Annotated in this window: 19 protein-coding genes and 1 pseudogene; 14 read left to right on the top strand and 6 right to left on the bottom strand. The window is 64.3% G+C overall.

Translation table 11 applies throughout. The features are described 5' to 3' along the window. Positions 1-63 precede the first annotated feature (63 nt). From C7G42_RS02445 to C7G42_RS02460, 4 genes are all read left to right on the top strand, one after another. Complete coding sequence (locus C7G42_RS02445) at positions 64-867, top strand: ABC transporter ATP-binding protein (protein WP_199580606.1); 804 nt, start codon at positions 64-66, stop codon at positions 865-867. Positions 868-997: 130 nt separating this feature from the next. After that, positions 998-1816: an ABC transporter permease gene (locus C7G42_RS02450; RefSeq protein WP_106947492.1), complete on the top strand. Its 819-nt coding sequence runs from the start codon at positions 998-1000 to the stop codon at positions 1814-1816. Positions 1817-1936: 120 nt separating this feature from the next. Then, positions 1937-3265 (top strand): polyhydroxyalkanoate depolymerase, encoded by a 1329-nt coding sequence (locus tag C7G42_RS02455; RefSeq protein ID WP_106947493.1) that lies wholly within the window; start codon positions 1937-1939, stop codon positions 3263-3265. A gap of 216 nt (positions 3266-3481) precedes the next feature. After that, positions 3482-4321: a M48 family metallopeptidase gene (locus C7G42_RS02460; protein WP_106947494.1), complete on the top strand. Its 840-nt coding sequence runs from the start codon at positions 3482-3484 to the stop codon at positions 4319-4321. A gap of 251 nt (positions 4322-4572) precedes the next feature. Here the strand turns inward: C7G42_RS02460 and C7G42_RS02465 are convergent, their stop codons facing one another. Beyond that, the gene (locus C7G42_RS02465) at positions 4573-6792 is read right to left on the bottom strand and encodes a transglycosylase domain-containing protein (protein ID WP_106947495.1); all 2220 of its coding nucleotides are present in this window, start codon (positions 6790-6792) and stop codon (positions 4573-4575) included. 180 nt (positions 6793-6972) lie between these two features. On the opposite strand from C7G42_RS02465, the pseudogene C7G42_RS02470 reads away from it, so the two are divergent. Continuing rightward, positions 6973-7397, top strand: a pseudogene (locus C7G42_RS02470) (DUF1330 domain-containing protein). A 136-nt stretch (positions 7398-7533) separates the two neighbouring features. On the opposite strand, the gene C7G42_RS02475 reads toward C7G42_RS02470, so the two are convergent. From C7G42_RS02475 to C7G42_RS02485, 3 genes are all read right to left on the bottom strand, one after another. Continuing rightward, complete coding sequence (locus C7G42_RS02475) at positions 7534-8760, bottom strand: ABC transporter substrate-binding protein (protein WP_199580607.1); 1227 nt, start codon at positions 8758-8760, stop codon at positions 7534-7536. Between the two features lie 191 nt (positions 8761-8951). Then, positions 8952-10178, bottom strand: a complete 1227-nt coding sequence (locus C7G42_RS02480; RefSeq protein ID WP_106947497.1) for an ABC transporter substrate-binding protein — start codon at positions 10176-10178, stop codon at positions 8952-8954. Positions 10179-10315: 137 nt separating this feature from the next. Beyond that, positions 10316-10672 carry a DUF1304 domain-containing protein gene (locus C7G42_RS02485; protein WP_199580774.1) on the bottom strand — a complete coding sequence of 119 codons (357 nt, stop codon included), beginning with the start codon at positions 10670-10672 and terminating at the stop codon, positions 10316-10318. Between the two features lie 101 nt (positions 10673-10773). Here C7G42_RS02485 and C7G42_RS02490 point away from each other — a divergent pair, with 101 nt between their 5' ends. Then, positions 10774-11304 (top strand): methylated-DNA--[protein]-cysteine S-methyltransferase, encoded by a 531-nt coding sequence (locus tag C7G42_RS02490; RefSeq protein ID WP_106947498.1) that lies wholly within the window; start codon positions 10774-10776, stop codon positions 11302-11304. 142 nt (positions 11305-11446) lie between these two features. On the opposite strand, the gene C7G42_RS02495 is transcribed toward C7G42_RS02490, so the two are convergent. Beyond that, on the bottom strand, positions 11447-14239 hold the full coding sequence (locus tag C7G42_RS02495) for a [protein-PII] uridylyltransferase (protein WP_106947499.1): 2793 nt from the start codon (positions 14237-14239) through the stop codon (positions 11447-11449). Between the two features lie 187 nt (positions 14240-14426). On the opposite strand from C7G42_RS02495, the gene C7G42_RS02500 reads away from it, so the two are divergent. The 6 genes from C7G42_RS02500 (at position 14427) to C7G42_RS02525 (ending at position 20682) form a co-directional block, all read left to right on the top strand. Beyond that, positions 14427-15398, top strand: coding sequence for an aliphatic sulfonate ABC transporter substrate-binding protein (locus C7G42_RS02500; protein WP_106947500.1), 972 nt, complete (start codon positions 14427-14429; stop codon positions 15396-15398). Positions 15399-15635: 237 nt separating this feature from the next. Continuing rightward, positions 15636-16481, top strand: coding sequence for an ABC transporter permease (locus C7G42_RS02505; protein ID WP_106948820.1), 846 nt, complete (start codon positions 15636-15638; stop codon positions 16479-16481). Between the two features lie 4 nt (positions 16482-16485). Next, positions 16486-17271, top strand: a complete 786-nt coding sequence (locus C7G42_RS02510; protein ID WP_106947501.1) for an ABC transporter ATP-binding protein — start codon at positions 16486-16488, stop codon at positions 17269-17271. Positions 17272-17325: 54 nt separating this feature from the next. Beyond that, on the top strand, positions 17326-17835 hold the full coding sequence (locus tag C7G42_RS02515) for an OsmC family protein (RefSeq protein ID WP_106947502.1): 510 nt from the start codon (positions 17326-17328) through the stop codon (positions 17833-17835). Between the two features lie 175 nt (positions 17836-18010). Next, entirely contained in the window at positions 18011-18829 is an 819-nt protein-coding gene (locus C7G42_RS02520; protein WP_106947503.1) for a hypothetical protein, read from the top strand. 176 nt (positions 18830-19005) lie between these two features. After that, on the top strand, positions 19006-20682 hold the full coding sequence (locus C7G42_RS02525; RefSeq protein ID WP_106948821.1) for a methyl-accepting chemotaxis protein: 1677 nt from the start codon (positions 19006-19008) through the stop codon (positions 20680-20682). 115 nt (positions 20683-20797) lie between these two features. On the opposite strand, the gene mutS is transcribed toward C7G42_RS02525, so the two are convergent. Then, positions 20798-23536, bottom strand: coding sequence for a DNA mismatch repair protein MutS (gene mutS / locus C7G42_RS02530; protein ID WP_106947504.1), 2739 nt, complete (start codon positions 23534-23536; stop codon positions 20798-20800). Between the two features lie 264 nt (positions 23537-23800). Here mutS and pcaF point away from each other — a divergent pair, with 264 nt between their 5' ends. Both pcaF and C7G42_RS02540 read left to right on the top strand, forming a co-directional pair. Then, positions 23801-25009, top strand: a complete 1209-nt coding sequence (pcaF, locus tag C7G42_RS02535; protein WP_106947505.1) for a 3-oxoadipyl-CoA thiolase — start codon at positions 23801-23803, stop codon at positions 25007-25009. A gap of 52 nt (positions 25010-25061) precedes the next feature. Continuing rightward, a complete protein-coding gene (locus C7G42_RS02540; RefSeq protein ID WP_106947506.1) occupies positions 25062-25955 on the top strand; it encodes a dioxygenase family protein in 894 nt (297 codons plus the stop codon). The last annotated feature ends 28 nt before the right edge of the window (positions 25956-25983 follow it).

The following is a 25983-nucleotide window of genomic DNA, read 5'->3' on the forward strand; positions in this document are numbered from 1 at the left end:
CGCGGAACCATCCGGATTACAAGCCTTGCGCTCTCCGCTGCAATAGCAGAAGAACGCCCCAGCATGACCGGGAACGACAAAGCTTCAAGTCCGCCGACTGTCGCGGGGCGCACCTCCTCCGCGGCGATCGAGGTCGATCACCTCGTCAAGATCTACAAGCAGACCCGCGCCGTCGACGACATCTCCTTTTCGTTGCCGCGCGGCAGCATCACCGGGCTCCTGGGCGGCAACGGCGCCGGCAAGACCACGACCATCGCGATGATCATGGGCCTGGTGCTGCCGACCTCCGGCCGCGTGCAGGTGCTCGGCCATGGGATGCCCGAGGAGAGCGCTTCCGTGCTGGGGCGGATGAACTTCGAGAGCCCTTATGTCGACATGCCGATGCGGCTCACGGTGCGGCAGAACCTCACCGTGTTCGGCAAGCTCTACGCGGTGAAGAACCTGTCGGAGCGCATCGCCGCGCTCGCGGACGATCTCGACCTCACCGATTTCATCGACCGTGCCAACGGCAAGCTGTCCGCCGGCCAGAAGACCCGCGTCGCGCTGGCCAAAGCGCTGATCAACCGGCCCGAGCTGCTGCTGCTGGACGAGCCGACCGCCTCGCTCGATCCGGATACCGCCGACTGGGTGCGGGCGCATCTGGAGCGTTATCGCAAGGAGAACAACGCCACCATCCTCCTGGCTTCGCACAACATGCTCGAGGTCGAGCGGCTCTGCGACCGCGTCATCATCATGAAGCGCGGCCGCATCGAGGACGACGATACGCCGGAGGCGATCATGGCGCGCTACAACCGCACCACGCTGGAAGAGGTATTTCTGGACGTCGCGCGCGGCCGGGCGAACGGCGCGAAGGAGGCGGTGAGGTGAAAGGATTTCCGGCTTATCCTCCGTCATTGCGAGCGAAGCGAAGCAATCCAGATTCTCTCCGCGGAGGGATTCTGGATTGCTTCGTCGCAAGGGCTCCTCGCAATGACGGCGGAGGTACCGCGTAGCTGCCATGACCAACATTTCCCTCCACCGCGGCATCTCCGTCCACCGCATCGGCGCGATGATCCTGCGCTACTGGTACCTCCTGATGTCGTCCTGGCCGCGGCTGCTCGAATTGCTGTACTGGCCGGCGCTGCAGGTCATCACCTGGGGCTTCATCCAGCATTACGTCGCCGAGAATTCCAATTTCTTCGCGCGCGCCGGCGGCACGCTGATCGGTGCCGTCATCCTCTGGGACATCCTGTTCCGCGGCCAGCTCGGCTTCTCCATCTCGTTCCTGGAGGAGATGTGGGCGCGCAACATCGGCAACCTCATGATGAGTCCCTTGAGGCCGATCGAGTTTCTGCTGTCGCTGATGGTCATGAGCCTGATCCGGCTTGCGATCGGGATCATTCCGATGACCGTGCTCGCGCTGGTCATGTTTCACTTCAATGTCTATGCCCTCGGCCTGCCGCTGATCGCATTCTTCTGCAATCTGATCTTTACGAGCTGGTCGGTCGGCATCTTCGTGTCGGGCCTCGTACTGAGAAACGGCCTCGGCGCCGAGAGCATCGTCTGGACCTTGATGTTCGCGATCCTGCCGCTCGCCTGCGTCTACTATCCCGTCAGCGTGTTGCCGTTCTGGCTGCAAACCATCGCCTGGGCGCTGCCGCCGACTTACGTGTTCGAAGGGATGCGCGCGCTGCTGATCGAACGAACCTTCCGGATCGATCTGATGCTGGATGCGTTGGCCATCAACGCGATGCTGCTGGGCGCTTCTTTTTGGGCATTCCTTGCCCTTTTGCGCAGCGCCAAGAAGAATGGTTCGCTGCTGTCGGGCGGCGAATAACGTCGTTTATCGTGGATTCAGGCCGGTTTAACCGTTTTCGCTACGTAGATGTACGGAACCATGGATTGACGCAATATTACGCATTCGGCAGTATGCTGCGATGCGAAGAAGGATATAGCGATGCCTATTGGTGAGTTTGGCGGCGCGCCGCCCCTGGCGGCCGAAGGCAGTCCGGTCCTGACGACGCCGATGTACTGGATGTACGAGATGGCGCACGCCTCTCTCAATCCGGCACGCGCGGTCACTGACGCGACGAAGCTGCTGTTTCAAAATCCTCTCAATCCCTGGGCACGCACCGAGGTCGGCAAGTCGGTTGCCGCGGCCTGCGAATTGTTCGAGCGCACCACGCGCCGTTACGGCAAGCCGGAATGGGGCCTCGACGACACCGAGGTCAACGGCATCCGCGTCCCCGTCGAGGTTCGCTCGGTCTGGGAAAAGCCGTTCTGCCGGCTGCTCTATTTCGATCGCAAATTCACCCGTCCGCTGCGCAGCCCGCAGCCGCGCGTGCTGATCGTGGCGCCGATGTCCGGCCATTATGCGACGCTGCTCCGCGGCACGGTCGAGGCGTTCCTGCCCGCGCATGAGGTCTACATCACCGACTGGGCCGACGCCCGCATGGTGCCGCTCAGCGATGGCCGCTTCGATCTCGACGATTATATCGACTACGTCATCGAGATGCTGCACGTCCTCGGCGGCAACACGCATGTGCTGGCGGTGTGCCAGCCCTCCGTGCCGGTCGTGGCTGCCGTCTCGGTCATGGAAGCGCGGCGCGATCCGTTCGTGCCGACCTCGATGACGCTGATGGGCGGCCCGATCGACACCCGCCGCAATCCGACGGCGGTGAACAATCTCGCCCAGGAGCGCGGCATCGACTGGTTCCGCAACCACGTCATCACCAAGGTGCCGTTCCCGCATCCGGGCATGATGCGCGACGTCTACCCGGGATTCCTGCAGCTCAACGGCTTCATCAGCATGAATCTCGACCGTCATATGGATGCCCATAAGCAGCTCTTCGCCAATCTGGTGAAGGGCGACGGCGACCTCGTCGACAAGCATCGCGAGTTCTATGACGAATATCTCGCGGTGATGGACCTCTCCGCCGAATATTACCTGCAGACGGTCGACACCGTGTTCGTGAAACACTCGCTGCCGAAGGGCGAGATGGCCCATCGCGGAACACTCGTCGATCCCTCCAAGGTCACGCGCGTGGCATTGATGACGGTCGAAGGCGAGAACGACGACATCTCCGGTCTCGGCCAGACCGAAGCGACGCACACATTGTGCAGCTCGATTCCCGATCATCGCCGCGTTCATTACGTGCAGAAGGGCGTCGGACATTACGGCGTGTTCAACGGCTCGCGCTTTAGGTCGGAAATCGTGCCGCGCATTCACGACTTCATGGTCTCGGCGGCGAACCCGAGCTCATTGCAGGCTCGCGCCGCTGAATAGCTTCTTTTTCGGCTTTCCCGTCGAAAATTCAGGCCCCGCCGGGGCCTCCGGCCGAGCCTGGTTCCCTCCAGATTCGCGGTATTTAGGTAGCTTCATAGGAGTGAGTCCAACCTCACCCCTTGGGGGTGCCGCATGCGTCCGGCGGGGGCGAAAAAAGCCGGTTCCGACCCCAGTCTGTAGGGTCTCCCGGACGCCAGACCCCTGTATATTGGGCAAATGATTTGTTTTTGCGCCGAGCGCTTTCCCTGGCGACGGTTATGGCAGAATCCGGGCGAACTCTTGCTCCCCGGACTGACAGACATGGCCACTCGCGCTCTCCTCTATCGGCGTCCCCACGAACCGAAGACCGTCCTGATCACGCACGGATCGCAATATTTTGCCATCCGATTGCGCCGGCATCGCCGCGCGCGCCGTTACACGCTCAGAATTCATCCGAGTGATCGCGAAGCCATCCTCACCATGCCGCCGCGCGGCACGCTAGCCGAGGCCAAGGACTTCGCGCAGCGCCACGGTGCGTGGATCGCCGCGCGTCTCGGTCGCTTGCCGAAGGCCGCGCCGTTCCAGCCGGGCACGGTGATACCGCTTCGTGGCACGCCGCATCGCATCGTTCATCGCGCCGGCACGCGCGGCACGGTGTGGACCGAGGTGCGCGACAGCGGTGAGCGCATTCTCTGCGTCGCCGGCGGGCTCGAACATGTCGATCGCCGCGTCAGTGACTTCCTCAAGCGCGAGGCACGCCACGATCTGCAGCGTTCGTCGGAGGCCTATGCCGCCGAGCTAGGTGTCAGGGTCAAGCGGCTCTCGATCCGCGATCAGTCCAGCCGCTGGGGTTCCTGCACCTCGGCCGGCTCGCTGTCGTTCTCGTGGCGGCTGATCCTCGCGCCGCCCTTCGTGCTCGACTACCTCGCCGCGCACGAAGTCGCCCATCTCGTCGAGATGAACCATTCGGCGAAGTTCTGGCGCGTTTGCGGCAAGGTCTGCCCGTCGATGGAGCGCGCCAAGAAGTGGCTCGACACCTACGGCAATGATTTGCACCGCTACGGGGTCGAGGATTAGGGCCTCGCTGCTAACGTCTTGAAAGGTGTCATCGCCCGGCTTGACCGGGCGATCCAGTACGCCGAGACGGCACCGATTGAATCGAGAAGCCACGGCGTACTGGATTCCCGCCTTCGCGGGGAATGACAGCTGTCTTCTGGCGGGCGCTCTCAGCGCCCGCGCAAGCCGTTGATATTGCTATCGCCGGCTACTGTGCATGGGGTTGTTTTCGCACTTTTTGGTTCGGGGGGCTCAATGCTTTCAACCCGAGCCTAGCGATTTCCGCCAAACAGCCGGTCCATCAACCAGCCATCGAGCCCTGCCGCAGCCTCCGGCCGCGCATTGGCGCGCGTCGGCGGCGGGCGATAGCCGCCATTGTTGACGGGCGCCGGCGCCGATGCTGGTCCTGCCGCTGTCGGCGGCGACACCTGCGAGGCCGCCTGCGCGAGGTTCGACAGGCCCCAGCCACCTGGTGTGCTCGGCAATGCCGCCACCGGCACGCCCTCGTGCGCCGTCTTCATGAAGCGCGACCAGACTTCCACCGGCAAGCCGCCGCCGGTCGCCTTCTTGGTCGGAGAATTGTCATCATTGCCGAGCCAGACACCGGTGACGAGGTTGGCGGTGTAACCGATGAACCAGGCGTCGCGATAATCCTGGCTGGTGCCGGTCTTGCCGGCCGCTGGCCAGCCGGGGATCTCGGCCTTCTTCGCTGTGCCCGATATCAGCGTCTCCCGCATCATCGCGTTCATCATGCCGACATAGCGGGGATCGACGACCTGGTTACGCTCCTCGGGCTGGCGCATGTAGAGCAGCTTGCCGCCCAGCGTCTTGATCCGTGTGACGACATGCGGCGTGACCGCGAGGCCGCCGTTGGCGAAGGGCACATAAGCGCCGACGAGTTCAACGACCGAAACTTCCGACGTGCCGAGCGCGATCGAGGCGTTGGGCTCGAGCTTCGAGGAGATACCGAGCCGGTGCGCGGTGCGCACCACGTTCTTCGGCCCGACCTCGAGGCCGAGACGGATCGCGACGGTGTTGAGCGACATCGCCAGCGCCTGCGTCAGCGTCACCGCACCGAAATATTCATGGGTGTAGTTCTCGGGACGCCAGCCCTTGACCTCGATCGGCGCATCCTGGCGCATCGTGTCAGGCGTCAGCCCCTGCTCGAGCGCGGTCAGATAGACGAACGGCTTGAACGAGGAACCCGGTTGGCGCTTCGCGGTCACCGCGCGGTTGTACTGGCTCTCGGAATAGTTCCGTCCGCCGACCATGGCGCGCACCGCGCCATCAGGCGTCATCGCCACCAGCGCGCCCTGGCTGACATTGAACTTCACGCTCTTGGCCGCGAGCTCGTCGATAATGGCGGCTTCCGCCACGCTCTGCAGCTTCGGATCGATCGTGGTCTCGACCTTGATGCTCTCGTCGATCTGGCCGACCAGATCGTCCAGTACCTCGCCGATCCAGTCGGCAACGTAATTGACCGTGCCGGCGCCGACCGGCTTCACATTGTAGGAGGGATGGCCGATCGAGGCCTGCGCCTGCGCATCGGTGATGAATTTCGCATCCGCCATCGCCGCAAGCACGATTTGCGCGCGGGCTTCGGCGCCTTCGGGGTTGCGGTTCGGCGCGAGGCGCGAGGGCGATTTGACGAGGCCGGCCAGCATCGCGGCCTCGGCGACCGTGACGTTCTTCGCCGACTTGCCGAAATACCTTTGCGCGGCGGCTTCGACGCCGTAGGCGCCGGAGCCGAAATAGACGCGGTTGAGATAGAGCTCCAGGATCTCGTCCTTGGAATGCTTGCGCTCGAGCCAGATCGCGAGCTCCACCTCCTGCAGCTTGCGCTGCATGGTGCGCTCCTGGGTCAGGAACAGGTTCTTGGCGAGCTGCTGCGTCAGCGTCGAGCCGCCCTGCGAGACGCCGCGATGCATGACGTTGGTGACGAGGGCGCGCAGGATGCCGACGGGATCGATGCCGAAATGCGAATAGAAGCGGCGGTCCTCGATGGCGATGAAGGCCTTGGGCAAATACGGCGGCAAATCCTTCAGCGCGACATTGGCACCGGCCATCTCGCCGCGTTGCGCCAAAATGCTGCCGTCGATGCCGACGATCTGGATCGTCGGCGGCCGCTTGGGGATTTCCAGCGACTGGATCGGCGGCAGATGGGCGCCGACATAGATCACGACGCCGACCACCGCGATCGCGCCCCACAGGCCGAGCACTGCGCCCCAATAGACCAGGCGGCCGAGGCTGGCGCCGATGCGTGACTTGGAGCGGCGCTTGGCACCGCTGCGGCCGGCTTGTGCCTTGCGCTCGCGCGGCGGCTCGTCGCCGGAATCCTCGCTCTTGCGCTTGGCGGATGATTTCGTTGATTTCTTCGGCTTGTCGTCGCCGCCGGGGATGCGGTCCGCCGCGGTCAGGCGCAGATCGGCGAGCGCCGCGGGTAAGCCGAACAGCGGCTCCTTCCGCCCACCCTTTTTCTTTCCCCACGCCATACGCAAATACGCCCGGTCAGCCTGCCCCGCTGCACGCTAGCGGTCGCTGTTTAAGGCCCGGTTACCCCGGCGTTAACGCGTGATTAGGAGGTGCGGCATTCGCACCCCGCAGTTCCGCTCCTTTGGCACCGGAGCTAGGATCGCCGGCACAAAAAGAGGAAGCACCCAGAGGAAACCCACATGGGCCATATCGATCCGACCAAGGAGATCTTCGCGCAGTTCCGGGAGAACGACCGTCCCGGCCCGATCCACATGCTCAACCTGGTGCGGCTGCGGAAAGAGGCGGCCTATCCGGACGGACGCAAGGCGAGCGGCGCGGAAGCCTACGCGGCCTATGGCCGCGAGAGCGGCCCGGTGTTCGAACGCCTCGGCGGCCGCATCGTCTGGCAGGGCAAATTCGAGCTGATGCTGATCGCCCGCAGGACGAGCGCTGGGATCATTGCTTCATCGCCGAATATCCAAGCGTCGAAGCCTTCGTCGAGATGATCCGCGATCCCGTCTACCGCGAGGCGGTCAAGCACCGCCAGGCGGGCGTGGAGGATTCGCGGCTGATCCGGCACGCGGTGCTGCCGGTGGGGAAGAATTTTGGGGAGATACCGACTTGAATGTCGTGAGGCGAATCTCTCGCCATCGTCATGGCCGGGCTTGACCCGGCCATCCACGCCTTCCTTTGCAGCCCAAGAAGGTGGATGCCCGGGACAAGCCCGGGCATGACGTCGTCGAGGCAGCTGTTTTCGACCACTAACCCGCCGGACCGGCATCCTCCAGGATCGGGCCGAACAGCTCCCAGCGCTCGCCGTTGAACTTCATCATCTGAAGCTGCTTGTTGACGCGGTAGTCGGTCGGCGAAGTGTTGACCTTGATGCCGGGGAGCGCCGTGTCGGTGGCGAAGTCCTTCACCGAGGCCGCCTGCTTCATGACGTTCTCGCGGGTCAGATCGTCACCGCACTGCTTCAGCACATGCACCAGCAGCTGCGCCGTGCTGTAGCCGTAGGTGTTGAAGTTCGAATCCTTGTCTCCGTCGGGATAGTACTTCGCCATGAAGTCGAAATACTTCTTCAGGCCGGCATCGTCCTTCCAGGTCGGATCGAGCGGTTCCTTGCCGTAGTTGACGCTGATCAGGCCCTTGGCGGCGTCGAGGCCAGCGGGCTTCAACACCGCGCCGACCGAGGTGGCGTTGATGTCGACGATCTGGACCGGATGCCAGCCCATTTCGGCAATCTTCTTGATGGCCTGCGCGGCCTGCTTCGGCGTGCTCGCACTGAAGAACAGGTCGGCGCCGGCATCCTTGATTTTGAGGACCTGCGAGTCGACGGTGGGGTCGGACACCTCGTAGGAGGCTTCAGTCACGATCATCTTGGCGGCCTTGTCACCGAGGCCGGCCTTGATGCCGTTCAGATAATCCTTGCCGAGATCGTCGTTCTGATAGAGCACGCCCACCTTGGCGTTCGGATGTTCCTTCAGAATGTACTGGCCGTAGATGCGGCCCTCGACGAAGTAGTTGGGATTGAAGCCCATGGTCCACGGGAAGTTCTTGGGGTCCGTGAACCTCGAGGCGCCGGTCGCCGCGAATAGCTGCGGCACCTTCTTGGCGTTGAGATATTTCTGCACGGCCGCGTTCACGGGCGTGCCGATGATCTGGAAGGTCAGCAACACCTCGTCGCTCTCGACCAGCTTGCGGATCTGCTCCACGGCTTTCGGCGGCGAATAGGCGTCGTCGTACTGAATCAGATTGATCTTGCGGCCGTTGACGCCGCCCTGGTCGTTGATCATCTTGAAATAGGCGGCCTGCGTCTTGCCGATCGACGAATAGGCCGACGCCGGCCCCGAGAACGGCATGGTCTGGCCGACCTTGATCTCGGTGTCGCTGGCGCCCGGATCATATTTTTTCTGGGCATTGGCCGCAGAGATCGACAGCGCCAGGCTGAGCGCCGTTGCCGCAGCCAGATGCAGAATTCCATTCCTCATTCGCAATTTCCTCATTTTGTTATGGCCGATGGTCTGCCGGGCGCACGGTGCGTCCGATGCCATCGCTGAGGGCGAGTGTGGATGAGGCGTTGCTGCAACGCAAGGTGGGCGGATGCCCGTCCTTGGTAGGGTGGGTTACGCTCGCGGATCGCGCTTTGCGCGACCGCGAGCTAACCATCTTGCGAGCGAGACTAACCCGCAGGCCCCGAATCCTCGATGATCGGTCCGAACAGCTCCCAGCGTTCGCCGTTGAACTTCATCATCTGCATCTGCTTGTTGACGCGGAAGTCGTTGGGCCCGGTGTTGATCTTGATGCCGGGCAGCGCGAAGCTCGGCGTGAAGTCCTTGATGTTGGCGACCTGCCTCATGATGTTCTCACGCGTCAGATCGTCACCGCATTGCTTGAGCACCTGCGTCAGCAGCTCGGCCACCGAATAGGCGTAGGTGTTGACGGTGTTGAGCTTGTCGCCTTCCGGGAAATACTTGTCCATGAACGCGAAGAAGGCCTTCACGCCGGGATCGTCCTTCCACTGGGGATCGCTGGGCTCCTTGCCATATTGGGTCGAGATGATGCCCTTGGAGATATCGAGGCCGGCCGGCTTCAGCGTCGCCGAGATCGGGCTCGCATTGATGTCGAGAATATGGACCGGGGTCCAGCCGAGGTCGGCGAGCTTCTTGATCGCCTGTGCCGCGAATTTCGGCGTCGAGGCATCGAAGAACACGTCGACGCCCATCGACTTCAGCTTGACCACCTGGGAATCGACGGTCGGGTCCGTGACCTCGTAGGAGACCTCGCCGACGACCATGCTGGCGGCCTTGTCGCCGAGGCCGCTCTTGAGCCCCGCGAGATAGTCGCGGCCCATGTCGTCGTTCTGGTAGAGCACGCCGATCTTGGCGTTCGGATGCTCCTTGAGAATGTACTTGGCGTAGATGCGGCCTTCGGACACGTAGTTGGGATTGTAGGCGATGGTCCAGGGATAGTTCTGGGGATCGTTGAAGCGCGCGGCGCCGGTCGAGGCCAGCAATTGCGGCACCTTCTTGCCATTGAGATATTTTTGCACGGCAGCGTTGGCCGCGGTGCCGATGATCTGGAAGGTGAAGAGGACCTCGTCGCCCTCGACGAGCTTGCGCACCTGCTCCACCGTCTTCGGTGGCGAATAGGCATCGTCATACTGGATCAGGTTGATCTTGCGGCCGTTGATGCCGCCCTGATCGTTGATCATCTTGAAGTAGGCGGCCTGGGTCTTGCCGATATTGGCGTAGACGGAGTAGGCGCCGGAGAACGGCACGGTCTGGCCGATCTTGATCTCGGTGTCGGTCGCCCCGGTGTCGTATTTCTTCTGGGCGAAGGCTTGATTGGCGGAGACCACGACGGCGAGCGCCACCGTGGCAGCTATAAATGCTCTGCGATTGCTCATGTTGGGTTGTTCCTCCTGACGGAATTTTTCCGGTCGACGGTCTTTTCCCGTTGATTGCCAACGGTCGCCATCGCTGCCGAAGATTGTGGAGGAAGGACTTGCGCCGCGCAAGGATCGCGGTGCTGCGCTCTAGCGCCTCAGGTCAGGAACAGGACAACCAGCGCGATCGCCGCCGGCAGGGCCTGCACCATCAGGATGCGGCTGCTGACGGTTGCGGCGCCGTAGGCGCCGGCCACGATCACGCAGAGCAGGAAGAACGCCTTGATCTGGAATGCGAAGGCCGGGTTGCCGTGGACCAGACCCCAGATCAGGCCGGCGGCGAGGAAGCCGTTATAGAGGCCCTGATTGGCGGCCAGCACCTTCGTGATCTCGGCCTTCTCGGGCGTATTGCGGAATGTCTTCAAGCCCAGCGGCTTGTCCCAGAGAAACATCTCCAGGATCAGGAAGTAGGCGTGCAGTGCGGCGACCAGCGCCACCATGATATTGGCAACCAGAATCAAGTTGAGCTCCCCCAAAGCGTCAGCTTTCGGGTGGACGTTAGCACGGCCGGCATGGCAAGTGCGATGGGTGTGTGTTTCGATGCAATGGTGCCGCGATGGCCAGCCGATCGACCAAACCCTCCGTAAGCTTCGGCCTCGATCGCCTGACGACGCCGATCGGCATCGCGCTGCTCGTCACCGATGCGGAGGGGGCGCTACGTGCGCTCGACTGGGAGGACTACGAGCACCGCATGCGTGGGCTCCTGCGTCTGCACTACGGTGCGGTCGATTTGAGCGACCAGCCTGCGCCGACGGACATGCGGACGGCGCTGTCGGGCTATTTCGACGGTGATTTCGGTCAACTCTCGGCCATCGCATGGCGGATCGCCGGGACGCCGTTCCAGCAGAAGGTCTGGAGCGCGCTGGCTCACATCCCCGCCGGCACCACGATGAGCTACGGCGCGCTCGCCGCAAGGATCGATCTGCCAAAAGCCATTCGTGCCGTCGGTCATGCCAACGGCTCCAACCCGATCAGCGTGGTGCTGCCCTGCCACCGCCTGATCGGCGCCGATGGTTCGCTGGTGAAGTACGGCGGCGGGCTGGAGCGGAAGCGCTGGCTGCTCCGGCATGAGGGCGTGGAGGTTTAGGTTCTCTCTTACGGTCATTCCGGGGCGTGCGTAGCGCGAGCCCGGAATCCATCGGGTGCACCGACGGTGCTGATGAATGGATTCCGGGCCCGCGCCAAGTGGCGCGCCCCGGAATGACAGGAGAGAGAGACGTGCTAGGCGACTACGCCGCCGGTGCCGCTACGGCCTTGTCGCTGGCCATCACATGGGTCAGCGCGCTCTTGATCGCGGACTGCCGTGTCGGCGCGTTGATCTGCGCGCCCAGGAGGTCGGTGACGTAGAACACGTCGCGGGCACGTTCGCCGAAGGTCGCGACGTGGGCCGAGGCGATGTTGAGGTTGAGCTTCGAGATCGCGGTGGTCAGCTCGTAGAGCAGGCCGGGCCGGTCGAGGCCGGACACCTCGATCACGGTGTAGCGGTCGGACCATTGATTGTTGATGGTGACTTCCGGCTCGATCACGAAGGGGCGCGCCTTGCTGCGCACGGTACGCCGCGCCACCACTTCGGGCAGGCGCAGCTTGCCTTCCAGCACGTCCTCGATCATCTCGCCGATGCGGGTCGCGCGCCGTCCCTCGTCCTCGTCGCGGTCGTATTCCCTCGATATCGAGATGGTGTCGAGCGCGCGGCCGTCGGTCGTGGTGTAGATCTGGGCGTCGACAATGTTGGCGCCGGCCGAAGCGCAGGCGCCGGCGATGATCGACAGCAGCCAGGGATGGTCGGCCGCAAAGATCGTCAGCTCGGTGACGCCGCGGACCTCGTCGAAACCGACATTGATCGCGAGCTTGTGGCCGGCCTGTTCGCTGGAGCGGACGAAGCGGGCGTGGCGGATCTTTCGCGGCAACTCGACCTTGAGCCAATAGGCCGGATAATGCCGACCAATATAGGCGTCGAGCTCTTCCGCCGGCCATTCGGCGAAGGCATTGCGGAATTCGGCGTAGGCGGCGGTGAGGCGCTTGCCGCGGTCGACTTCCGAGAAGCCGCCAGTCAGCACCGGCTCGGTCTCGTAATAGAGCGAGCGCAAGAGCGGCGCCTTCCAGCCGTTCCACACGCCTGGGCCGACGCCACGGATGTCGGCGGTGGTCAGGATCGTGAGCAGCTTCATCTGCTCGACCGACTGCACCACGGCGGCGAAATTCTCGATGGTCTTGCGGTCGGACAGGTCGCGCGACTGTGCGACCGTGGACATCGTCAGATGCTCTTCGATCAGCCAGGCGATCAGTTCGGTGTCGGCGGCGCTGAAGCCGAGCCGCGGGCAGAGTCGCCGCGCCACCTTGGCGCCGGCGATCGAATGATCCTCGGGCCGGCCCTTGGCGATGTCGTGCAGCAGCGTCGTGATGTAGATCACCGCGCGATGCTCGGGGCGAATTTTGCGCATCAGGTCGCTGGCGAGCGCGAATTCGTCGTGGCCGCCGCGCTCGATGTCCTGCAGGAAGCCGACGCAGCGGATCAGATGCTCGTCGACGGTATAGTGATGATACATGTTGAACTGCATCATCGAGACGATCTTGCCGAAGGCGCGAATGAAGTGGCCGAGCACGCCGGTCTCGTTCATCCGCCGCAGCACGATCTCGGCGTTGTCGGAGGTCAGGATCTCCATGAACAGCCGGTTGGCCTCGGGATTCTCGCGCATCTGCGCGTTGATCAGGCCGAGCGACCGCGTCACGTCGCGCATCGCGTCCGGATGGAAGGCGAGGTTGTTCTTCTGCGCGAGGCGGAAGATCCGGATCAGATTGACCGGGTCGTGCTTGAACACGTCGGGTGCGGCGACGTTGATGCGGTTGTTGTCGACGATGAAATCGTCGCTGTCGGGGACGCGCCGTTTCACCTGGGTCGGACGCAGCCGCGCCATCATCCGGCTCAGCACCGGCGCGGGCTTGGCCTGCTGGTCCTCGAGCTTGGCGCAGAGGATGGCGGTGAGGTTGCCGACTTCCTTGGCGACCAGGAAGTAGTGCTTCATGAAACGCTCGACGTCCTGCATGCCGGGATGCGAGGTGTAGCCGAGCCGGACCGCGATCTCGCGCTGGAGATCGAAGGAGAGGCGCTCCTCTGGCCTCCCGGAGTAAAAATGCAGGTTGCAGCGCACCGACCAGAGGAAATCGGCGCAGCGGCGGAAGGTGCGATATTCCTGCGCGTCGAACACGCCGCGCTCGACCAACTCGTCGGTGTCGCGCACGCGGTAGACGTATTTGGCGATCCAGAACAGCGTGTGCAGGTCGCGAAGGGCGCCCTTGCCGTCCTTGACATTGGGCTCGACCAGGTAGCGCGACTGGCCGCCGCGGCGGTGGCGCTCCTCGCGCTCGGCGAGCTTGGCGGTGACGAATTCCGATGCGGTGCCTTGCACCACCTCCTTGTCGAAGCGGTCGACCAGCTCGTCATAGAGCGGCTGGTCGCCGGTGAGGAAGCGCGTCTCCAGGATCGCGGTGCGGATGGTCATGTCGCCGCGTGCCTGGCGGATCGACTCGTCGACCGAGCGCGTGGCGTGGCCAACCTTCAGCCCCATGTCCCACAGGCAATAGAGGATGGCTTCGGCAACCTGCTCGCCCCAGGCGGTCTGCTTGTAGGGCAGGATGAAGAGGAGATCGATGTCGGATTCGGGCGCCATCAGGCCGCGGCCATAGCCGCCGGTCGCGACCACCGCCATGCGCTCGGCACCGCTCGGGATCGGCGAGCGATAGAGATGACGCGTCGCCGCCGAATACAGGATGCGGATGATCTCGTCCTGCACGTGGCACAGCCGCTCGGCGCAGTGCCTACCGTGACGATCTTTCAGCAGGATCGCTTGTGCGACGTCCCGCGCCGCGATCAGTTCGGCCTTGAGCAATTGCGCCATGGCCGTGCGGAACGCGTCTTCGCGTCCCTGGTGCTTTTCGGCGAGCGCATCGACCGCAGCGGTGATCCGCGCAGTGTCGAAACGATCATCCCCCTCGGCCTTGTGCTCAGTCGCCATGCTGTCCATGCCTCACCGGATATAAGAGGTGACTGGCGCTGTCACCCGCCATTCTCTGGCAATAGTCATTCCATGCTGGAAAGTTGCGGCTTTGGGCAAATCTGTTCTCGGCCGGTGCGCCTTCGAGGGACGGATTTTCTCGTTGACCTCTAGGCATAACTCCTTGAAAAAAATGAAGTTTTGAAGGAGGCTGGGCATGACCGGAATTACACGACGCATTCTGTTGGCGGGAGCGGTTGCGCTCGCCGTGACCCCCACGGCCCAGGCGGCCGATCCGCTCAAGGAAATCCGCATCGACTGGGCGACCTACAATCCGGTGTCGATGGTCCTGAAGCAGAAGGGGCTGCTGGAGAAGGAGTTTGCCAAGGACGGTATCACCGTCACCTGGGTGCAGTCGGCTGGCTCCAACAAGGCGCTCGAATTCCTCAATGCCGGCTCGATCGATTTCGGCTCGACCGCGGGTTCTGCGGCGCTGGTGGCCCGCATCAACGGCAATCCGATCAAATCGATCTACGTCTACTCGCGCCCTGAGTGGACCGCGCTGGTGACATCAAAGGATTCCAGGATCGCCGGCGTGGCCAACCTCAAGGGCAAGCGCGTCGCGGTGACCCGCGGCACCGACCCGCACATCTTCCTCGTGCGTGCGTTGCTCGGCGCCGGCCTCACCGAAAAGGACATCACCCCGGTGCTGCTCCAGCACGCCGACGGCAAGACCGCGCTGATCCGCGGGGACGTCGATGCCTGGGCCGGCCTCGATCCGATGATGGCGCAGGCCGAGGTCGAGGAGGGCGCAAAGCTGTTCTACCGCAAGGCCGACGCCAACACCTGGGGCATCCTCAATGTGCGCGAGCAGTTCCTGAAGGACCATCCGGACGCAGCCCGCCGCGTGCTTGCGGTGTACGAAGAGGCGCGCAAATATTCGCTGGCGAATTACGACGAGCTGAAGAAGACATTCATCGCGGTCACAAAACTTCCCGAGGCCGTCGTCGACAAGCAGCTCAAGGAGCGCACCGAGCTCACCCACAGCCGCATCGGCGCACCCCAGCGCGAGTCGATTCTGGCCGCGGGCCTCGCGCTCCAGCAAGCCGGTGTCGTCGATGCCAAGGTCGATGTGAAGGCGACGTTGGATGCCCTGATCGACGACCAGGTTCCGCTGCCGACGAATTAGTTTGGCGCGGAGGAGGCACGCGCGTGCATCAAACTCCGCCGTCGTCCCGGGGCGCGAAGCGAGCCCGGGACCCATAGCCCCAGGAAGTGATTTGGCGCGAAAGAGGTCACCTCGAGTCCCCGTAACCAGATCCTCCTGTGGTTATGGGCCCCGGATCTGCGCTTCGCTTGTCCGCGGCGACAACCCAGATTGCCGCGCACCCTTGCATTCCCCGAAGAGACGCGCTTGCTAATGGCCATGATCTCCGACGCGCCAGTGCTGCAACAGACCTCGGAACCGGCTGAAGGCGCCGCTATGCGATCGCGGTTGTCGCGCTATGCGCGGCCAGTGCTTGGCGTATTGCTGCCGCTGACGCTCGCGCTCGGCTGGGAGCTTGTGGTCTGGTCCGGCTGGTCCAACGGCCGGCTGGTGCCGCCGCCGTCGCGCGTCCTGGCCACCATCACCGAGCTCGCCCGCTCCGGCGAGTTGGTCCGCCACATCACAGCGACGTTGTGGCGTGTCGGGCTCGGCTTCGCGTTCGGCGTGATCGCGGGCACGTTGCTGGGGGCCGTCTCCGGCTACTGGTCGCTGGCGCGCCGCCTGCTCGATCCGACCGTGCAGGCGCTGCGCGCGATCCCTTCGCTCGCCTGGGTGCCGCTGTTCATCCTCTGGCTCGGCATCTTCGAGACCTCGAAGATCGCGCTGATCGCGGTCGGCGTGTTCTTCCCGGTCTATCTCGGCGTGATGGGTGCGATCCTCATCGTCGATCGCAAGATCGTCGAGGTCGGCCGCACCTTCCGACTGTCCGGCCCGGCGATGATCCGCCGTATCCTGTTGCCCGCCGTGCTGCCGGCCTATGTTGTCTCGCTGCGCGTCGGGCTCGGTCTCGGCTGGATGTTCGTGGTCGCAGCCGAATTGATCGGCGCCTCCGAAGGCCTCGGCTATCTCCTGCTCGATGGCCAACAACTCGGCAAGCCCGCGCAGATCCTGGCCGCCATCGTGATCTTCGCCATCCTCGGCAAGCTCACCGACTGGCTGATCGAGGTTGCCGCCGCGCCGTTCCTGCGCTGGCAGGATGCCTTCGGGCGAGCGAAGGGAGCTTGATTTCATGCTGGCGCTCGATCGGGTCAGCAAGACCTATCCCAACGGCGTCGAGGCGCTGGCGCGCTTCTCGGCCGAGATCAGGCAGGGCGAGATCATCGCCATCATCGGCGGCTCCGGCTGCGGCAAGTCCACATTGTTACGCGCCATCGCCGGCCTCGATCGCGCCAGCTCGGGCAGCGTAACGCTCGACGATGAGACGATCAGTTCGCCGCACGCCAAGATCGGCATCATCTTCCAGGAGCCGCGGCTGCTGCCCTGGCTCAGCGTCGCCGACAATATCGGTTTTGGACTCGCCGATCTGCCCGCGACCGAGCGGCGCGAGAAGGTGGCGCGCGCGCTCGAACGCGTCGGCCTTGCCGACAAGGCGCAGGCCTGGCCGCGCGAGCTCTCCGGCGGGCAGGCGCAGCGCGTCGCGATCGCACGCGCGCTGGTGCCGCGGCCGGAGGTGCTTTTGCTTGACGAGCCGTTCTCCGCGCTCGACGCCTTTACCCGCCGGGATATCCAGGATCATCTGCTCGACCTCTGGGCCGACACCCGGCCGACGCTGATCCTCGTCACCCATGACGTCGACGAGGCCGTGGTACTGGCCGACCGCGTGCTGGTGATGCGGCCGCGACCGGGGCGGCTGTTCGATCAGATCGAGATCAACCTCGGCCGCCCACGCGACCGCAACTCGCCGCTGTTCGAGAATTTCAAGCGAAGTGTGCTGACGTCGCTCGACCGTTCGCTCGATCGCAGCGTGCCCGACCGTGACGCAACCCAGGGTCCCGGTCAGGCCATGTGGTGGTGACAATTTCGCTCTGACCCGGTACATCGAGGAGCAATTATCCGGGAGAGAACGAAAATGGACGCTGTAGAGCTGCGCCAGATGCAGGCTCCGATCAAGGAGCGCTACAAGACCGATCCCAAGACCGCGCTGATTACGCTGAAGGCCAAGGGCTCCACCGATGGCGAAGGAATCGCCTGCAAGGTCGAGACGGGCCGCGCCATCGCGCTTGCCGGCCTGCATCCGGCGACCGGCGGCTCCGGCCTCGAACTCTGCTCCGGCGACATGCTGCTGGAAGCCCTGGTCGCCTGTGCCGGCGTCACGCTGAAATCGGTCGCGACCGCGATCGAGGTGCCGCTCAAGACCGGCAACGTTTATGCCGAGGGCGATCTCGATTTCCGCGGTACGCTCGGCGTCGACAAGGAGACCCCGGTCGGCTTCGCCGAGATCCGTCTGCGCTTCGAGGTCGATACCGACGCGCCGCAGGACAAGCTCGATCTGCTGCTCAAGCTCACCGAGCGCTATTGCGTGGTCTATCAGACCATCAAGAACGGCCCGAAGGTGTCGGTGTCGATGCAGCGGATGTGATTTCTTACCCTCCCCTGGAGGGGGAGGGTCGATCGCGCGCAGCGCGAGCGGGGGTGGGGCGTTCTCGCCACTCGGGCACCGTATTGGTCGAGAGACTGTCACCCAACCCCTCTCATATTTCGCTGCGCTCCATATGAGCCGACCTTCCCCCTCCAGGGGCGGGTAAGAAGCCAAGATGTCCCTCGATCTTCACTTTCTCCTCGTCCTCCTCCTGCGCATGGCGATCTCGGCGGCGTTCGTCGTATCGGCCTCGATCATCACCGAGCGCGCGGGTCCGGTGATCGGCGCGCTGGTCGCGACCTTGCCGATCTCGGCCGGTCCCTCCTACGTCTTCCTCGCGCTCGACCACGATGCCGCCTTCATCGCGCAGGGCTCACTGGCGAGCTTGCCGATCAATGCGGCGACGATCTTCATGTGCCTCATCTATGTCGTGCTGGCGCAGCGGCATAGTCTCGCGGTGAGTTGCGGAAGCGCGGTCGCCGTCTGGATCGTGCTTGCCTCGATCATTCGCCAGTTCGATTGGTCGCTCACGGCCGGGCTCGCCGCCAATCTGATCGCCTTCGGCATCTGCATTCCGCTTCTGGCGGGCTATCGCCATGTGAAGATGCCTCTGGTGACGCGCCGCTGGTACGATGTGCCGATGCGCGCTTCGCTGGTCGCGACCCTCGTTGCCATCGTGGTCTCGACCTCGGGCTGGGTTGGCCCTCGCATCAGCGGCATCATCGCGCTGTATCCCGTGGTCTTCTCCAGCATCATGTTGATCCTGCACCCGCGCATCGGTGGCCCGCCCACCGCCGCCGTGCTCGCCAACTCTGCCTGGGGTCTGCTCGGATTCGGCACGGCAATCGCCGTCCTGCACGTGGCGGTGGTGTCGTTCGGATCGGCCGTTGGTTTGTGTCTCGCGCTCGGCACCTGCATAGCTTGGAACCTGACGCTGTGGGGGATCGGCGCTGCGTCGCGTCGCCGCAGAGCTTCGCGCATGGCCGGGCCGTAGGCCGATTGCGACGGCTTACGTCGGTCTCTGCTGATTATCGATAAGCATATTAGAAATTTATTTGAACTTGTTCGTTACGATGGGGCGATTAGTTCCCGTTAAGCGTTCAGCAATTCGCCGCGACCCGTAAAGCTACGGAGCGCTCAATGAACAAGCGGATTGATACGGAGAAATTCATGTTCAAGCGCAAGTCGAATTCGGATGCATTGACGTTGATGGCCGCCAAGGTCGTGAGTGCCAATCTGATGGTTGCGGATAACGACCTCAACATCGTCTACATGAACAGCGCCGTCACGGATCTGCTTCGCACTGCCGAGGCCGATCTCAAGAGAGAGCTTCCGCACTTCAACGTGAATACCCTTATCGGGACCAACATCGACGTGTTCCACAAGAACCCTCAGCATCAGCGCCAGATGCTGGCGAGCCTCAGCGCGGTGCATCGTGCGATGATTCAGATCGGCGAACGGAAGTTCGATCTGGTTGCGACGCCCGTGAAGAACGAAGACGGCAGCCGGGCGGGAGTCGTGGTGGAATGGTCCGATGCCTCGGTCCGCCTGCAGAACCTCGACTTCGGAGCGCAAGTCGCCGCAGCGAACCGCTCGCAGGCGGTCATCGAGTTCAAGCTGGACGGTACGATCCTCAGCGCCAACGAGAACTTCCTGCATACGCTCGATTACACGTTGAACGAGATCAAAGGCAAACATCACAGCATGTTCGTTGCGCCTGCCGAGCGAGACAGCGCTGCCTATCGCGAGTTCTGGGCCGCGCTCAACCGCGGTGAATACCAGGCGGCCGAATACAAGCGCATCGGCAAAGGCGGCAAGGAAGTCTGGATCCAGGCCTCCTACAACCCGATCTTCGACGAGAAGGGCAAGCCCTTCAAGGTCGTCAAGTTCGCGACCGACGTCACCGCGCAGAAGCTGAAGAACGCGGATCTAGCCGGTCAGATCGCGGCGATCGACAAGGCCCAGGCCGTGATCGAGTTCAACATGGACGGCACGATCATCATCGCAAATGCCAACTTCCTCGGTGCGCTCGGCTATTCGCTGGCGGAGATCAAGGGCAAGCACCACAGCATGTTCGTCGAGCCGAGCGAGCGCGACGGCGCCGCCTATCGCGAGTTCTGGGCCGCGCTCAACCGCGGCGAATACCAGGCGGCCGAATACAAGCGCATCGGCAAGGGCGGCAAGGAGGTTTACATCCAGGCTTCCTACAATCCGATCCTCGATCTCAACGGCAAGCCCTTCAAGGTCGTCAAATATGCCACGGACGTCACTAAACAGGTGCTGGTCCGCATGGGCAACGAGCGCGTGCGCGGCATGATGGAATCGGTCGCTGCCGGCTCGGAAGAGCTGAATGCTTCGGTGCGGGAGATCTCCGAGGCGATGACCAAGTCGCGCGAGACCGCGATGAGCGCGGTGGATCAGGTCGCTTCCGCCGACGCCCAGGCCCAGCGCCTCACCGAAGCCGCTCAGGCAATGAGCGGCATCGTCGAGCTCATCAACAACATCACCGGCCAGATCAACCTGCTGGCGCTGAACGCCACGATCGAATCCGCCCGTGCCGGCGAAGCCGGCCGCGGCTTTGCCGTGGTCGCCTCCGAAGTGAAGAGCCTCGCCAACCAGGCCAAGCAGGCCACCGACAAGATCGGCCAGGAGATCGGCAGCCTCAACGGCATCTCCGGCGACGTCGTCAGCGCGCTCGGCTCCATCAAGCAGGCGATCAACAATGTCAGCGAGTACGTGACATCGACCGCCGCCGCAATCGAGGAGCAGAGCACGGTGACGAACGAGATGTCGACCAGCATGCAGCGCGCCGCCGCGGAAGCCGCCGCGATTGCGGCAAGGGCGTAACGACGGGCTCGTAGAGTGGGCAAAGGCGCGCTCTTCGCGCACCGTGCCCACCATCTCTTCGCGATCCAGCCGATATGCGTGGGCACGCTGCGCTTTGCCCGCCCTACGGCACCCATCATTGTTTCGGCAGCCTGGCCTTCAGCGCGTACAGCGCATCGAGCGCCTCGCGTGGCGACATCTCGTCGGGGTGCAGCGCCTTCACGGCTTCCATCAGCAGCTCCGCCTCGCTCGGCGGCGCCGCTTCGGCCGCCGCGCGGGAGGGCACCGCGAACAATGGCAGATCGTCCACCAGGGCTCGTGCGGTCTGGCCGCGATCCTGCGCCTCCAGCTTGGAGAGCACCGATTTCGCGCGCGTGATCACCGCCGGCGGCAGGCCGGCGAGCTTCGCCACCTGGATGCCGTAGGAGCGGTCGGCCGAGCCCGGCAGCACCTCGTGCAGGAACACGACGTTGCCCTGCCACTCCTTCACCCGCACGGTGGCGTTGAACATCCGCGGCAGCTTGGCCGAGAGCGCGGTCAGCTCGTGATAATGCGTGGCGAACAGCGTGCGGCAGCGATTGCTCTCGTGCAGATGTTCGATCGCGGCCCAGGCGATGGAGAGGCCGTCGAAGGTCGCGGTGCCGCGGCCGATCTCGTCGAGGATGACGAGCGCGCGCTCGCCGGCCTGGTTCAGGATCGCAGCCGTCTCGACCATCTCCACCATGAAAGTGGAGCGGCCGCGGGCGAGATCGTCGGCGGCGCCGACGCGCGAGAACAGGCGGTCGATGATGCCGATCCGTGCGCGCGTCGCCGGCACGAAACTGCCGATCTGCGCCAGCAGCGCAATCAGCGCGTTCTGGCGCAGGAAGGTCGACTTGCCGGCCATGTTGGGACCGGTGAGCAGCCAGAGCTGGCCGGACTTTTGCGCAGGTCCAGGCGACAGATCGCATGCATTGGCGATGAACGGCTCGCCATTGCGCTTCAGGGCTTGCTCCACCACGGGATGGCGGCCGGCCTCGATCGCGAAGCCGAGGGATTCGTCGACCTCCGGCCGCACGTAATTGTCGTCGACCGCGAGCTTGGCCAGTGAGGTCGCGACGTCGAGCAAGGCGAAGGCGTGGGCGGCGGCGCGCAGATCGTCACTGATGGCCATGGCCTTGGCTGACAGCCGCTCGAAAATCTCGAGCTCGAGCCCGAGCGCACGATCGCCCGCGTTGGCGATCTTGGCCTCGATCTCCCCCAACTCGGAGGTGGTGAAGCGCACCTGGCCCGCCAGCGTCTGCCGATGGATGAAGGTGGCGTTCAGCGGCGCCGACATCAGCTTGTCGCCGTGCTGCGCGGTGACCTCGACGAAATAGCCGAGCACGTTGTTGTGCCGGATCTTGAGGCCCTTGACGCCCGTGTTGTCGGCGTAGCGTGCCTGCATCGAGGCCACCACAAGACGGGAGGCGTCGCGCAGATTGCGCGTCTCGTCCAGCGCAGGCTCGTAGCCCTGACGGACGAAGCCGCCATCGCGCTTGATCAGCGGCAGCTGCTCGTCGAGCGCGCTGGCGAATTCCGCCGCGAGCTCGCGCGAGGGCCTTTGCAGCGCCGCCATCACCGCGGCGATTTCCTGCGGCGGCTGATCGAGCTCGCCAAGCCGCGCCAGCACCTGGTCGGCGGCGATGATGCCGTCGCGCAAGCCGGCGAGGTCGCGCGGGCCGCCGCGGCCGACCGACAGCCGCGCCAGCGCACGCGACATGTCGGGCGCGCCACGCAAGATGCTGCGGATGTCTTCGCGCGCAGCTGAATCGGCGACGAAAACGCTGACCGCATCGAGCCGGCGTGCGATCGCCGGCGCATCCGTCAGCGGCGCGGCCAGGCGTTGGGCGAGCAGGCGCGAGCCCGCCGAGGTCACCGTGCAGTCGATCGCATCGAGCAGCGAGCCGCGGCGTTCGCCCGCGAGCGTCCTGGTCAGCTCGAGATTGGCGCGCGTCGCCGGATCAATCGCCATGGTCGCGCCGGACGCTTCGCGCGCGGGCGGCGACAGCGGCGGATGCTTGCCGACCTGGGTGCGATCGACATAGGTGACGGCGGCCGCTGCGGCGGTGGCTTCGAGACGCGTGAGCTGCGTCAGACCGTCCATGGTCGCGACGGCGAAATAATCGCACAGCCGTTTTTCGGCGGTGGCGCCGTCGAAGACGTCGCGGGTCAGCGGCGTCACCGCCGGCAGTTCGCGCAGGGTCTGCCCGAGCTCGCTGTCGTTGTAGAGTGCGTCGGTGACGATCGCCTCGTTCGGGTTGATGCGCGCCAGCGTCGCGGCGAGCTCGCCGCCCGAGCACTCCATCACCGTGAATTCGGCAGTCGAGATGTCGATCCAGGCGAGCCCGAAGCGGTCACCGCCGCCGGAGGCGCGGGCGCGTGCTATGGCCAGCAGATAATTGTTGGCGCGGGCGTCGAGCAGTGTGTCCTCGGTCAGCGTGCCCGGCGTCACCAGCCGCACCACGCCGCGCCGCACCACGCTCTTGTTGCCGCGTGCCTTGGCCGCAGCGGGATCCTCGGTCTGCTCGCACACCGCGACGCGGTGGCCGGCCGTGATCAGACGGTGCAGATAATCCTCGGAGCGCTCGACCGGCACGCCGCACATCGGGATGTCGTTGCCCTGGTGCTTGCCGCGCTTGGTCAGCACGATGCCGAGTGTCTTCGAGGCGATCTCGGCGTCCTCGAAGAACAGCTCGTAGAAATCGCCCATCCGGTAGAACAGCAGCAGGCCCTGATGCGCCGCCTTGATCTCGAGATACTGTTCCATCATCGGCGTGACGCGCGCGATGGCTTCCGCTGGCGAGGCAGGCACTTCGTCGGGGGGCGGTACGGGTATCGGCTGTTGCATGGTCATGGGCGGCGCAACCTACAAAATTTCGCCTCCTGCTCCTATCGCTTTGGCCGGGAAGGGGAGGTTTTCCACGTTGTCCGTGTATTGCACGCGGTTGCCACATTCTCTGTCGTCATTCCGGGCTCGCGCTCCGCGGGCCCCGGAATGACGAAGAGCTAGGAATATGCCACCCGCGAAACCGTCAATTGACCTGCCGCGGGCGCCCTCCTAAAACTCCGCCGACATTGAAGAATTTTGGCCGGACCGCGGCATTCAGGGAGAACAGCGATGCGTGACGTCTTTATCTGCGATGCCGTGCGGACCCCGATCGGCCGTTTCGGCGGCTCACTCGCCAAGGTGCGTGCCGACGATCTGGCTGCCGCGCCCATCAAGGCGCTGATGGCCAAGCACCCCAATCTCGACTGGGCGCAGGTGGACGAAGTCTTCTTCGGCTGTGCCAATCAGGCCGGCGAGGACAACCGCAACGTTGCGCGCATGGCGCTGTTGCTGGCGGGCTTGCCGGATTCGGTTCCCGGCCAGACCCTGAACCGGCTCTGCGCCTCCGGTCTCGATGCGGTCGGTGCGGCCGGCCGTGCCATCCGTTCCGGCGAGATCGAGCTTGCGATCGCCGGCGGCGTCGAATCCATGACCCGCGCCCCCTTCGTGATGGGCAAGGCGCAGGAAGCCTTCTCCCGCTCGGCCGAGATCTTCGACACCACCATCGGCTGGCGCTTCATCAACCCGTTGCTCAAGGCGCAGTACGGCGTCGATGCGATGCCCGAGACCGGCGAGAACGTCGCCGAGGAATTCCAGGTCTCGCGCGCCGACCAGGACGCCTTCGCGATCCGCTCGCAGCAGCGTGCGGGTAAGGCGATCGCGGCCGGCTATTTTGCGGAAGAAATCATCCCGATCACGATTCCCGGCGGCAAGGCTGGCCCTGTAACCATCGACAAGGATGAGCATCCGCGTCCCGAGACCACGCTCGAAGGCTTGGCAAAACTGAAGCCGATCGTGCGCAACCCTGGCACGGTCACCGCCGGCAACGCCTCCGGCGTCAATGACGGCGCGGCCGCGATGATCCTGGCGTCCGAAGCTGCCGTGAAGAAGCATGGTCTCACGCCCCGCGCGCGCATCCTCGGCCTTGCCTCGGCCGGCGTGCCGCCGCGCATCATGGGCATCGGCCCGGTGCCCGCGACCCGCAAGCTGATGGAGCGGCTCGGCAAGAAGATCAGCGATTTCGACCTGATCGAGCTCAACGAAGCCTTCGCCTCGCAAGGCATCGCCTGCATGCGTCAGCTCGGCGTCGCCGATGATGCCGATTTCGTCAATCCGCATGGCGGCGCCATCGCGCTCGGCCACCCCCTCGGCATGAGCGGCGCGCGGCTCGCGCTCACCGCCGTGCACGGCATGGAGAAGCGCGGCGGCAAGCTGGCACTCGCCACCATGTGCGTCGGCGTCGGCCAGGGTGTTGCGGTCGCGATCGAGAAGTTGAATTAGGCTCTCTCCTCCCTCTCCCCGCTTGCAGGGAGAGGGTTTCCGGGATCGTGCCATGATCATCGCGCGTGAGCAGGACGTCACGGCCGCCGCCTTGGCGGTGATGGAGCGAACATCCGATCCGCGGATGCGTCAGATCATGATCTCGTTGGTCAAGCACCTGCATGGCTTCGTCCGCGATGTGCGCCTGACCGAGAAGGAATTCCGCGACGCCGCGGCGATCGTGGCCGAGCTAGGCAAGCTGACCACCGACACACATAATGAAGTCGTGTTGATGGCGGGCTCGCTCGGGGTCTCCCCGCTCGTCTGCCTGCTGAACAACGGCGATCAGGGCAATACGGAGACGGATCAGTCGCTGCTCGGACCCTTATGGCGGTTGAACTCGCCGCGGGTCGAGAACGGCGGATCGATCGTGCGCTCCGAGACGCCGGGTGCGCCGCTGTTCGTCAGTGGCCGCGTCGTCGACAAGGACGGTCGTCCCGTCGCCGGGGCCGAGGTCGACGTCTGGCACGCCTCACCGGTCGGGCTCTATGAGAACCAGGATCCCGAGCAGGCCGACATGAACCTGCGCGGCAAGTTCACGACCGATGAGGATGGGCGCTTCGCCTTCCGTTCGGTGATGATGATCGGTTATCCCATCCCGACCGATGGCGTGGTCGGCCGCCTTCTCAAGGCGCAGAGCCGGCACCCCTATCGTCCCGCACACCTGCACGCTTTGGTCTTCAAGCCCGGATTCAAGGTGCTGATCTCACAGGTCTACGACCCCGCCGATCCGCATATCGACAGCGACGTGCAGTTCGGTGTGACACAAGCGCTGATCGGCCATTTCCTGCGCCATGATTCGCCGCATCCGACCGAGCGCGATGTCGCGACGCCCTGGTATTCGCTCGACCACACCTACCGGCTCGAGGCCGGCGAAGCCGTGCTGCCGCGTCCGCCGATCAAATAGCGCGCTTGTGCCCGCCACCGGGCGCAGG

It is taken from the genome of Bradyrhizobium sp. MOS003 (assembly GCF_003020125.1).
Lineage (GTDB): Bacteria > Pseudomonadota > Alphaproteobacteria > Rhizobiales > Xanthobacteraceae > Bradyrhizobium.

Coding starts and splice junctions, on each gene's coding strand:
- C7G42_RS02445 (WP_199580606.1), top strand. CDS start 64: ATGACCGGGAACGACAAAGCTTCAAGTCCGCCGACTGTCGCGGGGCGC.
- C7G42_RS02450 (WP_106947492.1), top strand. CDS start 998: ATGACCAACATTTCCCTCCACCGCGGCATCTCCGTCCACCGCATCGGC.
- C7G42_RS02455 (WP_106947493.1), top strand. CDS start 1,937: ATGCCTATTGGTGAGTTTGGCGGCGCGCCGCCCCTGGCGGCCGAAGGC.
- C7G42_RS02460 (WP_106947494.1), top strand. CDS start 3,482: ATGATTTGTTTTTGCGCCGAGCGCTTTCCCTGGCGACGGTTATGGCAG.
- C7G42_RS02465 (WP_106947495.1), bottom strand. CDS start 6,792: ATGGCGTGGGGAAAGAAAAAGGGTGGGCGGAAGGAGCCGCTGTTCGGC.
- C7G42_RS02475 (WP_199580607.1), bottom strand. CDS start 8,760: ATGAGGAATGGAATTCTGCATCTGGCTGCGGCAACGGCGCTCAGCCTG.
- C7G42_RS02480 (WP_106947497.1), bottom strand. CDS start 10,178: ATGAGCAATCGCAGAGCATTTATAGCTGCCACGGTGGCGCTCGCCGTC.
- C7G42_RS02490 (WP_106947498.1), top strand. CDS start 10,774: ATGGCCAGCCGATCGACCAAACCCTCCGTAAGCTTCGGCCTCGATCGC.
- C7G42_RS02495 (WP_106947499.1), bottom strand. CDS start 14,239: ATGGACAGCATGGCGACTGAGCACAAGGCCGAGGGGGATGATCGTTTC.
- C7G42_RS02500 (WP_106947500.1), top strand. CDS start 14,427: ATGACCGGAATTACACGACGCATTCTGTTGGCGGGAGCGGTTGCGCTC.
- C7G42_RS02505 (WP_106948820.1), top strand. CDS start 15,636: ATGATCTCCGACGCGCCAGTGCTGCAACAGACCTCGGAACCGGCTGAA.
- C7G42_RS02510 (WP_106947501.1), top strand. CDS start 16,486: ATGCTGGCGCTCGATCGGGTCAGCAAGACCTATCCCAACGGCGTCGAG.
- C7G42_RS02515 (WP_106947502.1), top strand. CDS start 17,326: ATGGACGCTGTAGAGCTGCGCCAGATGCAGGCTCCGATCAAGGAGCGC.
- C7G42_RS02520 (WP_106947503.1), top strand. CDS start 18,011: ATGTCCCTCGATCTTCACTTTCTCCTCGTCCTCCTCCTGCGCATGGCG.
- C7G42_RS02525 (WP_106948821.1), top strand. CDS start 19,006: ATGTTCAAGCGCAAGTCGAATTCGGATGCATTGACGTTGATGGCCGCC.
- mutS (WP_106947504.1), bottom strand. CDS start 23,536: ATGACCATGCAACAGCCGATACCCGTACCGCCCCCCGACGAAGTGCCT.
- pcaF (WP_106947505.1), top strand. CDS start 23,801: ATGCGTGACGTCTTTATCTGCGATGCCGTGCGGACCCCGATCGGCCGT.
- C7G42_RS02540 (WP_106947506.1), top strand. CDS start 25,062: ATGATCATCGCGCGTGAGCAGGACGTCACGGCCGCCGCCTTGGCGGTG.